Here is a 12,113-nt window from a genome sequence, read left to right as displayed (position 1 = left end):
GGCCGGTCGATAGGCCGCACTTGTGTTCCGCGAGCGCGGCTCGATACAATCCTCCTCCCAACGAACAAAAATGGACGGGGACGGATATGCTGAAGGACAGGCTTTCGCCAGCCGACGAGGCTGCGCGCGACAAGGAGATGCAGGAGACGCTCGCCGCCTGCCCGCGCATCCTCGATCTCATTGCCCGTGGTCCGCAGGGCGCGCCGGACGCCGAAGCCGCGATCTATCTGCGCTCGCCGCTCGATCCCAACCCGGTCGTGATCTCGAACGATCATCTGATGGGTTGCATCAAGGCGGCCGAAAACTATTTCCGCGGCCAGGGCATCGGCAAGGACGACGCGGTCGCCGTCCTGCTCCCGGCCTGCCCCGCGACCGTGGTCGCGATCTTCGGCGCGGCTGCCTGCGGTGTCGCCGAGCCGCTCAACCTGCTGTTCACACGCGAGGCGATCGTCGCGCAGCTCAACGCGATCAACGCAAAACTGTTGCTGGCGCCGCCGCCGGGCATGCCGGGCGGGCTCTATGAGCGGGTCGAAGGGTTGCAGCGCGAGGTGCCGTCGCTCAAACACATCGTGATCGTGCCGCTCGACGGCAGCATCGCGTTCGACGGCGAGGTGCTGCAGCCCGATCCTGCGTGGCGCGACGACTACGGCAAGTCGAAGGACATGAGCGAGGCCGACCGTGTCGCGGTGATGCTGCCGACCGGCGGCACCACAGGTCATCCCAAGGTGGCGCGGCTCACCAACCGCGCGATGGTGGCCTCCACCGTGTCCTCGCGCATGGCACTCGATTTCCATCGCGGCGAGCGCGCAATGATCACGATGCCGCTGTTCCATGTCGGAGGCCTGTTCTGCACCACGGCCAATTGCCTTTCCGCCGGCACGACGATCTTCATCCCCGGCCCGGCCGGCGCCCGCGATCCGTCACTGATCACGCATTTCTGGAAGATCGTCGAGAAATACCGCGTCAACATCTCCGGCAACGTGCCGACCACGCTCGGGGCGCTGGCAGACATCCCGGTCGCGGAGAGCGACATCTCGACCCTGCGCGTCACCGCCACCGGCGCCTCGATCTGCCCACCGGAAATCGAACGGCGTTATCTCGCGACCTGGGGCGGCGCCTGCATCCAGCAGCTCTACGGTATGACCGAGCTCGCCGGCGCCATCACCCATGACGTACACGGCGTGAAGCCGCGCGCCGAGAGCGTCGGCACCCGCAATCCGCTGGTCGAGCTCGCGATCCTGGACGGCGGCAAGCTGCACACCGGGCCGTGGCCCTCGCCGGTCGGCGAGCTCCTGACCAGGGGTCCGCAGGTGTTCGCCGGCTACGTCGACAAGAAGCAGACCGAAGAGGCGTTCCGCGACGGCTGGCTGCGCACCGGTGACATCTGCCGGATCGACGCCGACGGCTTCGTCTACATCCTGGGTCGTGCCAAGGACGTCATCATCCGCGGCGGCCACAACATCGACCCCCGGGCGATCGAGGATGCCGCGCTAGGGTTTCCCGGCGTGGCGCTGGCCGCGGCCGTCGGGCGTCCCGACAGCTATGCCGGCGAAGTGCCGATGCTGTTCGTCTCGGCGCAGCCCGGCGCCCATATCGATCCGAACGCGCTCGCCGCCTTCGTGCAGGACAACATCCTGGAGCCGCCGGCGCGGCCGCGCGTGGTGTCGGTGATTCCGGAGATGCCGGTCACGCCGGTCGGCAAGATCTTCAAGCCGAAGCTGCGCGAGATCGCCGCCGGCGAGGCCGCGCGCGAGTTGCTGGCTCGGGAAGGCTTGTCCGGCGAGGTCAGTGTCGAGGCCATCACAGACCCGTCCCGCGGGCTGTACCTGAGTGTGAGCGCGCCTGCGGACAAGGCCGAAACGGCTGAGCGGCTTCTCAAGAAGTTCCCAGTCAAGGTCGAGTTACGATCCTAACCCACTCATTCATCTAGCTAATTTGACCGCAGCGCCGCGCCGGAACCAGCTTCCGGCGCGCGCGAACGTGCGCGTCCAGTTTTGCGGCTCTTGGCTTGACGGACCGTCATATTCCTAAATAGACTCTAAATAGATACTTTTCAGTACCTGCATTCGGGGTTAAGCGTTTTCTCATGGCTACAGAAAAGGCCGAAACCGACCGCGTCCCGGTCACATTGGCGCTCTCGACCATTGGTTACCTCGAGAAGCTGGTGAGACAGGGCACCCACGGCACGAGCGTCCCGGGCGTCGCACGGACATTGATCGAGGAAGGCATTCGGCTCGCCATCAAGGACGGGTTGCTTGCAATCCGCGACAACGGCCGCACGCCTTGACGGCGTGTGCGTCGGCGCGGCGGTTCAACAGAACGTGGAACCGTCAGAATGATTACCATCGAGCCGACCTGGACGCCGGAGCGCGTCGACCAACTCAAGATCTACTTTGAAGCCGGCCTCTCCTGCCGCGACATCGCCGTCAATATCGGCGTCAGCCGCAATGCGGTGATCGGCAAGCTGTCACGGCTGAACCTCACGCGCACGACGCCGGACGAACGCCGGGCCAGGCGGAAGAAATCCAACGCCCACGCCGCACAACGGGCGACCGCGAAGCAGCAGCTCAGGTTGCTTCAGGCGGTCTATGAACAAGTGCCCGACGATGCGCCGATCGTCAGCGCCAACAACTGCTCGCTGTTCGAACTGAGCGAACAACGTTGCCGCTGGCCGATCAGCACGCCGGGCGCCGATGATTTCTGCTTTTGCGGCAACACGCCGCTCGGCGGCATGCCCTATTGCTCCGGGCATTACCGCCTCGCCTATCAGGCGGGATCACGCCAGCGCGCGATGCGCGGGTAGCGTTTCGCGCGACGCACACCGCGTCGAAACGGGAAGCAGGTCCGGCTCTGATCCATCAGAACCGGACCGCTGATCACCCGACCTTCCAGCCGGTCGCCGCCACGATGCCCTGGTAGAACTCCGGCGTATAGGCCTGCTCCGGGGTCTTGCGCACGCGCTCGTCGAGCAGATGCGCGTCGTCGCCGACCAGGATGCGCCAGCGATCGGCCTTCACGCCGTTGAGGATGATTTTGGCAGCGGCGGCTGCAGAGGTCGGTGCCTCGTCGTGGAAGATGCGGGCGCGGTCGAGCGCGAGCTGCTGGATGTCGGCATCCGACATCCCGGCGACGTCGATGCCCTGCCCTTGCAGACGCTGGCGGGCCTGCCTGAGCTCGTCGGGATTGAGCTGGTCGGCGCCATTCTGCACCTTGCGCGAGTTCGACACGATCGAGGTGCCGATGTGACCCGGCATCACGACGGAGCATTTGACATGCGGCGCGTTGAGCCGGAGATCGTTGATCATCGCCTCGGTGAATCCCTTCACCGCGAACTTCGCCGCGCTGTAGGCGGTGTGCGACACGCCCATGCCGACCGACGCCCAGAAGCCGTTGACGCTCGAGGTGTTGACGATGTGCGCCTCGTCGGCCTTCACCAGCAGCGGCAGGAAGGTGCGGACGCCGAGATAGACGCCGCCCCAGCAGATATTGAAAGTGCGTTCCCACTGCTCGCGCGTGTTGGTGAACAGGCTGCCGCCGCCGCCGATGCCGGCGTTGTTGAACAGCAAATGGATCTTGTCGGTCGCCTGCTGCTCGACCAGCTCATCGCGAAACCGCTTGTAGTGATCCTCGATCGAGACGTCGGCAACGTGGGTGGTGATGCGCAGGCCCTGCGGCAGCTTCTCGACCTCGCAGAGCCGCTTGGTCTCGGCCATCGCCTCGGCCGAGACGTCGCACATCGCGACATTGCATCCTTCAGCAACGAGCTGCCGCGCCAGCTCGCGCCCCATGCCCGTGCCGCCACCGGTGATGACGGCAATCTTTCCGGCAAAATCCTTCATGTGAGATCCGTTCCTTCCTTGATTCTTCTTGCCCTGCTTGTTCTTGGTTTCGGCTGGAGCGTGGATCGCAGTCCCGGCCGCTTGGCGGCGGCACTCTACATCACCGAATTGTCGCGCAGCAACGGCGCCCACCCATTACGCGCAAGTGTGCCGCCAGCAGCAGATCAAGGCTGCCGGCGCTGCAACGAAATCATTCCGCGCAGCGAACAATCGGACATCGGCAAGCGGAGACAATGATCGTGCAGATCCTGAACAGATTGATCGCAACGACGCTGATGGCGGTCGCGGCCGGCATTTCCGCTGCGGCCGCTGCCGTCGAGGTCACACCGCCGAAGCCGCGCGACGGCGCTTGTGCCGACAGCTCCCGCTGATCAGATCGACAAGCGCAGAAGCAGCGTGCCACAATGCATCGTCGTCGCATGCGCGCTCTCAGATGCCGAGATAATGTCGCTCGATCTCGAACGCTTGTCCGCGACCCCCGTGAACGCCAGGTCGGAGCGCGGGACGGCTCCGCGCTATTCGGCCGTCTCGATCCGCACAGGCGCGCGCCGCCGCAGAACGCCGGTGGCAACGCTCAAGACAAGCTTCAGCAGGCCGCGCCACGAGAAGTCGATGACCACCTCATGATGCCGCAATCCCTTGCCGCCCTTCACCAGCCCGAGATCCCGGATCAAGCAGTAGTGGCCGCTGCTCATTCGAGCCAGGCGGCTGTTCTTGAAGCGTCCCATGAGTGACGAGAATGCACTGCGGATCGATTCCGTCAAATCTTGACCACATCGAATCGATGGGACGGTGTCGGCCCTGCCTGTGAGCTGCTGTTTGCGACGGCCACGCGTGTCACGATCGTCGGCGGCAGCCCCCGCCTTGAATCAAAAACCTCCGGCAGGGCATTGCCGGAGGTTTGGGAGGCTTAGCATGAGCCAAGAGCCATCATTCAATGTGTTGGCCGCCACGTATATAGTTTAGTAGATCAGGTAAGTAAATAAATTTGCCGCGAATGAATCGCATGGCACGTCTTCGTTGTTCGCTTGGACCGAAATGACGCAGCCAACCTTCCGCTACCTATTCCAGCCGAAGAAAAAACCCCGGCAGTTGCCTGCCGGGGTTCTGTAGGACGTGATCAGATCGACCGGTATTACCAGTTGCGCTGAGCGCGGAAGAGCATCTGGACAGTGTCCTGATTCTTCAGCTCGTAGGTCGCGACCGGCTTGCCGATACCAGTCGACGAGGTGGTGATCGTGCCGGCATACTTCTGATCGAGGTGCGAGTAGGTCACGTCGGCCGAGAAGGTCAGGTTCTTGACCGGGGTCCAACGGGTGATCACGCCGATCTGCCCGATGCTGTAGTCGGGGTTGCAGCTCGTGACGCCAGCGCCACCGGCGAACGCAGCACGGAAGGTGCCACCCACGCCACCCACGCCGCAGATGAGCGACTTGGCCGTGTCGTTGTACATGATAGCGGCGTAAGCACCGTACAAGCTGGTGTTCCAATAGGGATCCCAGTTGTGGGTGTACGCACCGCGCATACCCCAGGTCTTGACGGTCTGCTGCTGGCCGCCGGGGCCAAACACCGTGTCAGGCGCGGTGCCGAAGCCGACGCTGCCGTACACACCCGGGAGGCTCGAACCGCCATAGATCGCAATCGAGCTGGCCTGGCTGGCCAGTTCCTGGACGTTGTAACGGGTCGCGCCGTCCGTGTAGACGCCCTGGATGTTGATGGTGTCGCCAGGTCCGGTCGGGATGTTCTTGATCGACAGGGCCAGTGCACCAGCCCAGCCCCACTTGTCGTCCGGATGACCGGTCAACTCGGTGCCGCCATAGTAAGCAGCGTGGTTGTCATGCGCCGCGATCGATGCCTGGAAGATACCCCAAGCCTGGTCGACCTTGAGCGAAGCGACGAAGTCCGGCGCGACGGTGCCAGCGTAGTCGCTCGAGCCGTAGGCGCCACCGACGCCGAGGTTGTTCACGCCAGCCTGCATGTACGCAACCTGGTCCTGCGCCGACAGGGCCAGCGACACGCCGTTGCCGAACTGTGCGGTGTAGGTGAACTGGTTGATGCCGTTGGTGGTGCTCACGCCGCCGACGAGACCGTCGTAGTTGTTGCCCGGATAACCGTTCCAGGGAGCAGCGAACTGCGAGACCGCCTTACCCATGGTGAAGCCGGCGAACTGGATGAAGGCGTAGTAGACGCCGACCGTACCGGCGGCAACGCCACCAGAGCTAGCATTGTTCGGCGCCGCAGCGCTGCCGATCGCCGAGTAGACCGACGTGCCGTTGCCCTGACCGGTGTAGGTGTCCGAGGTCCAGGTGAACACCGCGTCGAAGTAGGTGCGGACCACGCCGTACTCGGTCGCGGTGCGGGTGTCGATGTTGAAGTCTTCACGCGAACGCCAGGTGTAGCCGTTGGTGAAGCGGTTGTTGGCGCCGCTGGCGCCGTTGTAGTTCGGGCCGTACACGCTATTGCCGTTCACCACGACGTCGGCACGAACGTAACCGCCCAGCTTGATGCAGGTGTCGGTGCCGGGGATGTAGTAGAAGCCCGGACCATAAAGGGAGCAAACCTTCACGTATTCGACCGCTTTGGCCTTAACGGGAAGATCGGCTGCCTGTGCCCCGCCGACCGCGACCAGCGCAGCGGCCGAGCCCAGAATAAGGCTCTTCGCCAATTTCATATTAAACCTCCAAGTTGCTCATATGCGTAGAGTCCGGGTCGCGAGCGCCCCGTGATCCTCCCGCATTGTCCAAGACCGTTTTCCCCAAACCTCGCACCCTCAGATCAATCTGTGAGTGCGACGGACTTGAACGATCACCGCAACGGGACGATCGAGATTCCCCTACCGCCGGGGTCAATATGCATGGGCGAGTTCGCCAAACAAAATAGTTTATAAAGTCAGGAATGCGAATGCGGCCACACTGTGTCTCGCCGGCAACGCTCGCCTTAAGCCCCTTATGCGAATGGGCAAATTTGTCGCACCCCAAACAGCTGAACCGTCACATACGCATCATAATTGCTTTACGTTCACTTGCCTTCCTGCGCGACTTGCTAGAAAAAACGTCCGCCGGCGCAGAAAATCAAGAAACAAATCAGCACAAAGCTGAGTCGGCACCTAGGGAAGGGGAAGCGGTGTCAGTGACCAGGAAGGATCCGGCGCGTCTGCGCGCCATCGAGCATCTCGACATCATCAAACGCTTTACGCTCGAGATATCGTCGATCAACTCCCATCTCGAACGGGTCCGCCAGCTCTGGGGCAAGGCGCTTGGCGTCAGCGGCCCGCAATGGATGATCCTGATTGCGATCTCGGACCTCGACAAGGATGACGGCGTGCCGATCAACGTGGTGTCAAAGCTGCTGCATGTCGATCCGTCGTTCGTAACCACGCAGTCCAAGCTGCTCGAGCAGAAGGAGCTGCTGCGCCGTGCGCCCTCTCCGGCCGATGCGCGCGTGGTCCGGCTGTCGCTGACCGACAAGACCCGAAAGCATCTGGCGGGCCTCTCCGACCAGCACAAGGCGTTCAAGAAGACCGTGTTCGAAGAATTCAGCGAGCCTGAACTGGCCGAGTTCACGGCCAAGCTTACGATGCTCAACAACCGCCTGGAAAAGGCGTGCCTGATTGCCGCGATGGATTTCGAGACCTGACCATTGCCGCATCGGGTCGCAGGCCGCTTTGCGCTCGAGACGGATCAATTCCAAGATCGAGAATATCGGATTTGGCGACTGATAAGCTCTGCAGCCAAACCTTATCAGTCGTAAGCGAGGTGAATCTTAGATTTCGCTCCGAAATCTCGGTTCGCGTTCACTGCAGCGAGATCGTCAACCCGCCCAGATTTGCGGCAAATTCCAGCCCCGCTTTCGGCCCTTTGAGCGTAAGCAGGACACCACGTTCATTTCGCATACTCACACCGCCGACGCCGGCGGCCCACGCGCCGCCTCCCCCGACCAGCGTATAGCTGCCGGCGAAATCGTTGACTTCCCTGATGCCTGAGGCGGTGCCTTCCAGCCAGGTCACCGATGCGCCCGCGCTTACGCCGAGGCTGAAGCCGGACACGATGAACCGATAGTGCCGCCCGCGGTAGATGAGCGTGCCGCTCCCGCCGCCGCCACCCACGACGAGCGCCGCCTTCGCGAACTTGACCTGGACGTGGCCGGTGGCCTGAGCGAAGCACGGCGCGACGAGCAGAACCATCGCGACAAGCGCCAGTATGACGGGACGGATGCCTCGCATCATTGCAGCCCCCTCTTCGCTCAAGGATTTGTAGGGTCGACTTTCTTCCAGGTGTGATCCGGATCGAAAACGATCATCCGCTTGGCGAGGAAATCGGTGCGTGGGCCGAAATCCTTCTGATAGACAGTGCCTGCGTGATTGACCAGAAAGGTCATGACCCCGGAATTGCCGTACTCGGCAGGCCAGGCGACCAGTGCAAATCCGCCGATCATCTTGCCCTTCACGACATAGTTCAGCGCGCCGCCCGGGGCATCGGAGCCCTGCGCCTTCAGGATGCGATAGTAGTATCCGTGGTAGGGTTCGGCCTGCTCGCCGACCTTGTAGCCTTCCGCCGCGGCCTGGGCCGCCAGCTCGCCGAGCGGACTCGGGTCCTTGTCGTCGCGCCAGAACAACCCGTCGGTCTTGCCCGGCCTGCTGACGATACGTTGGGCATAGGTGCCCACCCCCTCGCCGCGATCCTTCTCGGCATATTCATTCTGCGCGTCGACATACGCAAGACTAGTCTGGATCGCAGCAAGCTCGTTGCGACCAATCCTGCGATAGAGGATTTCGCGGCGCCCCGCAGCCGTGTCAAAGCTCCAATCGTCGTTGTTGTTGACGAGGGGAATCGGGAACGGGAAATCGTCCGGCCCCAGAATCAGGATGGCTTTCTTGTTGCCGTCGGCCTTGATCGAATGCCTGGCGTCGTAGGCCGAAAGGAAGCGCTCTCGCGCATTGGCGTCAGCGACATCGTCGCCGGACTCGATGATATCGGCAGCATCGCGGCCCAATACTTTCAGCATGGCCTTGCTCGTGCCGGCCTTGACGGCGGTCACTAGGGCGGTCGCCGCATCTTCGGGATTGGGGAAGCCCTGCTGGGCGCGAACGGGAGAGAGTAGCAAGGCGAATGCCGCTGCCGTCGTGATGCCGATCCAAGCGAGGCGATTCAATCGCAAGTACGAAGTGCCTGTCATCGTGAAGCCTCCGACGGAGATGGAATCGTCGCACCGGCAGCAAGCCAGTCGTGGTAGCTGCGGAATTTGAGCCCGAGCTTGTCGTAATAGACCCTGAGATAACCGTCGGCGCCGCGCGTCACCGCCGCCGGCATCACTTGCTCGACTTCCTGCGCCATCACCCCGACATAGGCCTTTCTGCTGCCGAGATAGCTGAAGCGATAGTAGCCGAGGCCGTTGGCGAGATATCCGAGCAACTCGATATCGTGCTTGAGCGCAATATCGGAACGCCGTCCGCCGCCACCGCCGCCGCGGAAGCCACCACCTCCTCCGCCGCCTCGGAAGCCGCCACCTCCGCCGCCACCACCACGGCCGGCGAAACTCGCGCCGCCACCGCGCGGCATGCTGGCCATGCTCGATCGCCCGCGCGCCGATGCCGCCGCAGCTGCCCGTCCGGACGACACGTTCATGGCACCGCCACGACTGCCGCCACCGCGATTAGCCGCAGCGGCGCGGTTACCGGCACTGCCACGGTTGGCGGCCTTTGCGCGATCGCCGCCGCCCTTGGCCTTGTTGCCGGCACCGGCGCGGTCGCCACCTTTGGCACGATCGCCCGCACCGGCGCGGTCGCCACCTCTGGCGCGATCTCCTCCACGATCTCCAGCGCGATCACCCGCACGGTCTCCGGCGCGATCGCCGCCGCGGTCTCCTGCCCGGTCTCCTCGATCTGCGCCACCCGCGCGATCGCCACCCGGATTGAGAACCTGCTGACCGTCGCGGCCGCGATAATTCATCCGGTCGCTGACGCCGGCACGATTGTTGTTGCCGCCGAAGCGCTGCTGGACGCTGCTGTTGTTGTAGCGAACGCCCCCGCGATGCGCGGAATTGTGCTGCCAGCCGTTCGCAATATTGTTGGTTCTGTTGAATTGGTTCACATAGACGTTGCGATTGCCCCAGTTGCAGCCGCCGCCCCAATAATTGCCCCAGCGCCCGATCGCCCATCCGGCACCGAAGGCAAGACCCGCCGCGATCACGCCCGCACCGATATAGGACGGATAGCCGAAATAGTACGGCGGGTACGAAGCGTATGGCCACGTGCCGTAGACCGTGGCTGGATCGTAATAGGGTACGTAGATCGTGTTCGGATCGGTCTGCTCGATGACAATGACCTGCTTGTTCTCCTGGGTCTGGACGCTGACCTTCTGCTGCTTGGTCGTCACCAGCTTGTTGTTCGCCTGCGCCTTGCTGCGCAGCCGCTGGATCGCGTCCATGACGTCGGCCTGTTGGGCCAGCACGGCGTCGCCCAGATTCTTTGTCCAATCGATCTTGTCGCTCATCATCGACAGCACGTCGGCGGTGCTTGCGAGTGCCTTCACGCTGTCATCCCAGGCCTGCTTGTCGACCTCCGCCTTGAGCGCGTCCCCTTTCAGGCTCTTGCGCTCCTTCAGCCAGCGATCGGCCTGGACGACCTCGAGCGGGTAGGTCGAAGCCGCCAGCACATTTGCCAGCAGCGAGTCCGGATAAAGGGCAATCGGCGCCACCAGGGCTTCCAGCTGCTCGGGCTTCAGGAGCTGATCGGCCGGCTGCGCTGTTGCCGCGGCTGGCTGGCTGGCCTGCGCCGGCGGCTTGTCGGCAGTCTGCGCCAATGCGGCAACTGGCGTTACCGACATCAGCGCAATCGCAAACAGGGTCTTGCCCCAACGGAACATGGCCACCTCCATTGACACGACGGTCGACAGAATCGGCCACGGGCCACGTCCGCCCTTTGATCGAGATCAAGGAATGCGCTGGTTCGCTCAGCTTCCGACCTGGCCCGCTTGCCGCGACGCAAGATGGGCACGGCGATCGTGGATCAGACTTTCGAGCCGATGGGCCGCAACGTTCACCGCGGTGACGGCACGCTCGCTGTTGTCGTCTCCGACGGGCTGGCTGCGCTGCGTCCGCAGCACCTGGTCAATTTCGCGCTCGATCTCTTCCAGCTCCGGCACATGCTCGGCCGCCCGGATCCGAGGTCCCAGCGCATAAAGCATGTCGAGCGCTTCCTGGCGGCTCGGTATCTCGGCCGGCCGGAGAAATTTCCAGGCGGCGGCGAGCACCGACGCAAGGCCCCCCGCGATCATCGGCGCCAGGAAAATCGCATTTCCCCATTGATCGAGAAAGCTCTCGCGGGTCCCCTCGTAGAACGCGGCCGCGCCCGGATGTACGGGGATGTAGGCATCTGCATCGGTGTCGGGCGTCACGATCTGCGCCAGCCCGGGCAATTCAGCAAGCAGATCGTGCCGTGCGGTCATGATCGACTGGGTCAGGTCGCCTATCAGGTCGTTGCCAAGCTTCTTCTGCGCCACCAGGTAGAATGAGGTCCGCAGCGTCGTCAGGTCGTCGGGGGGAATTGGCGGTGCGCCCCGCAATGTCCCCTTGGGCACGTCAAAGCTTTCGTAAGCGCGCTCCTTTTCAGCGATCGCGCCCGCGGACTCGATGGCAATCATCGCGGGGCCGGCTCGCGATGTGTGCGGGAGAACGCCCCGCAGAAGGGACAGGTATTTCTCGGTCAGAGGAATCACGAGCAGGATGGCGCGGACTTCCTTGGTTTCCAGCGCCCGGCGCGCGTCCGAAGGCAGAAGCGGCTTGAACGTCACGCCTGCGCGCGCCAGATCGTACTCGTCCGACAACACCTTGATCAGCTTCTGATTGGTGTCGAACCCGATCACGCCGAGCGTGGCGCGCTTCAGCTCCGTCACGTCGGATATCGAAGCCCCAGGCGGAGCAACGATCAGCACGGCGGCATGGGCCAGCACGATCACGGCCTGGGCCTGCGACAGGTCGCCGACATCACCACGCACCACCGCAAGATCGACCTTTCCGGACGCGAACTCAGCGGCAGACTCGAGCGGCCCCGTGGTCTGGACCAGGCGAATCCGGACCGTCGCCTTCGACTCCGTGAGCTTGCCGGCGATCGCCGAAACGAGCTTGTTCGCCTCGCCATCAAGCGAACCGACGGCGACCGTGAGCGTTGTCGGCTGAAGATACCAGCGATAGGCCAACAAAGCGGCACCCCCGAGCATCAGCACGAGCCCGGCGACCAGGGCGATGCGCAACGACCTTGGCAAATTGCTCGGATCC

13 protein-coding genes are annotated in these 12,113 nt (G+C 63.4%); 6 read left to right on the top strand and 7 right to left on the bottom strand.

All coding sequences use genetic code 11. The annotated features are described in order from the left end of the window. Positions 1-86 precede the first annotated feature (86 nt). From ACE10Z_RS22200 to ACE10Z_RS22190, 3 genes are all read left to right on the top strand, one after another. A complete protein-coding gene (locus ACE10Z_RS22200; RefSeq protein WP_375782670.1) occupies positions 87-1,913 on the top strand; it encodes an AMP-binding protein in 1,827 nt (608 codons plus the stop codon). A 173-nt stretch (positions 1,914-2,086) separates the two neighbouring features. Further along, positions 2,087-2,287, top strand: a complete 201-nt coding sequence (locus ACE10Z_RS22195) for a hypothetical protein (RefSeq protein ID WP_016844973.1) — start codon at positions 2,087-2,089, stop codon at positions 2,285-2,287. A 48-nt stretch (positions 2,288-2,335) separates the two neighbouring features. Further along, positions 2,336-2,803: a GcrA family cell cycle regulator gene (locus tag ACE10Z_RS22190; protein WP_375782669.1), complete on the top strand. Its 468-nt coding sequence runs from the start codon at positions 2,336-2,338 to the stop codon at positions 2,801-2,803. Between the two features lie 73 nt (positions 2,804-2,876). Here ACE10Z_RS22190 and ACE10Z_RS22185 read toward each other — a convergent pair whose 3' ends face one another. Continuing rightward, positions 2,877-3,839: an SDR family oxidoreductase gene (locus ACE10Z_RS22185; RefSeq protein WP_375782668.1), complete on the bottom strand. Its 963-nt coding sequence runs from the start codon at positions 3,837-3,839 to the stop codon at positions 2,877-2,879. 18 nt (positions 3,840-3,857) lie between these two features. On the opposite strand from ACE10Z_RS22185, the gene ACE10Z_RS22180 reads away from it, so the two are divergent. Together ACE10Z_RS22180 and ACE10Z_RS22175 are read left to right on the top strand one after the other, a co-directional pair. Next, positions 3,858-4,076: a hypothetical protein gene (locus tag ACE10Z_RS22180; RefSeq protein ID WP_375782667.1), complete on the top strand. Its 219-nt coding sequence runs from the start codon at positions 3,858-3,860 to the stop codon at positions 4,074-4,076. Next, the gene (locus tag ACE10Z_RS22175; RefSeq protein ID WP_375782666.1) at positions 4,073-4,210 is read left to right on the top strand and encodes a hypothetical protein; all 138 of its coding nucleotides are present in this window, start codon (positions 4,073-4,075) and stop codon (positions 4,208-4,210) included. The genes ACE10Z_RS22180 and ACE10Z_RS22175 overlap by 4 nt, the downstream gene beginning before the upstream one ends. A 144-nt stretch (positions 4,211-4,354) precedes the next feature. On the opposite strand, the gene ACE10Z_RS22170 is transcribed toward ACE10Z_RS22175, so the two are convergent. Both ACE10Z_RS22170 and ACE10Z_RS22165 read right to left on the bottom strand, forming a co-directional pair. Continuing rightward, positions 4,355-4,567, bottom strand: coding sequence for a hypothetical protein (locus ACE10Z_RS22170; protein WP_375782665.1), 213 nt, complete (start codon positions 4,565-4,567; stop codon positions 4,355-4,357). 407 nt (positions 4,568-4,974) lie between these two features. Continuing rightward, positions 4,975-6,510 carry a porin gene (locus tag ACE10Z_RS22165; protein ID WP_375782664.1) on the bottom strand — a complete coding sequence of 512 codons (1,536 nt, stop codon included), beginning with the start codon at positions 6,508-6,510 and terminating at the stop codon, positions 4,975-4,977. Positions 6,511-6,962: 452 nt separating this feature from the next. Here ACE10Z_RS22165 and ACE10Z_RS22160 point away from each other — a divergent pair, with 452 nt between their 5' ends. Then, positions 6,963-7,475: a MarR family winged helix-turn-helix transcriptional regulator gene (locus ACE10Z_RS22160; RefSeq protein ID WP_375782663.1), complete on the top strand. Its 513-nt coding sequence runs from the start codon at positions 6,963-6,965 to the stop codon at positions 7,473-7,475. A gap of 157 nt (positions 7,476-7,632) precedes the next feature. Here the strand turns inward: ACE10Z_RS22160 and ACE10Z_RS22155 are convergent, their stop codons facing one another. The 4 genes from ACE10Z_RS22155 to ACE10Z_RS22140 all read right to left on the bottom strand — a co-directional run bounded on the left by ACE10Z_RS22155 (position 7,633) and on the right by ACE10Z_RS22140 (position 12,088). Next, on the bottom strand, positions 7,633-8,064 hold the full coding sequence (locus ACE10Z_RS22155) for a hypothetical protein (protein ID WP_375782662.1): 432 nt from the start codon (positions 8,062-8,064) through the stop codon (positions 7,633-7,635). A gap of 17 nt (positions 8,065-8,081) precedes the next feature. Then, complete coding sequence (locus tag ACE10Z_RS22150) at positions 8,082-9,014, bottom strand: DUF2950 domain-containing protein (RefSeq protein WP_375782661.1); 933 nt, start codon at positions 9,012-9,014, stop codon at positions 8,082-8,084. Continuing rightward, positions 9,011-10,702: a DUF3300 domain-containing protein gene (locus ACE10Z_RS22145; RefSeq protein WP_375782660.1), complete on the bottom strand. Its 1,692-nt coding sequence runs from the start codon at positions 10,700-10,702 to the stop codon at positions 9,011-9,013. The genes ACE10Z_RS22150 and ACE10Z_RS22145 overlap by 4 nt, the downstream gene beginning before the upstream one ends. Before the next feature lie 87 nt (positions 10,703-10,789). Next, positions 10,790-12,088, bottom strand: coding sequence for a C4-dicarboxylate ABC transporter substrate-binding protein (locus ACE10Z_RS22140; RefSeq protein WP_375782659.1), 1,299 nt, complete (start codon positions 12,086-12,088; stop codon positions 10,790-10,792). Between the last annotated feature and the right edge of the window lie 25 nt (positions 12,089-12,113).

Origin of the sequence: Bradyrhizobium sp. Pha-3 (assembly GCF_042258615.1) — a bacterium.
Lineage (GTDB): Bacteria > Pseudomonadota > Alphaproteobacteria > Rhizobiales > Xanthobacteraceae > Bradyrhizobium.
This window is presented reverse-complemented; position numbering and strand designations above follow the sequence as displayed.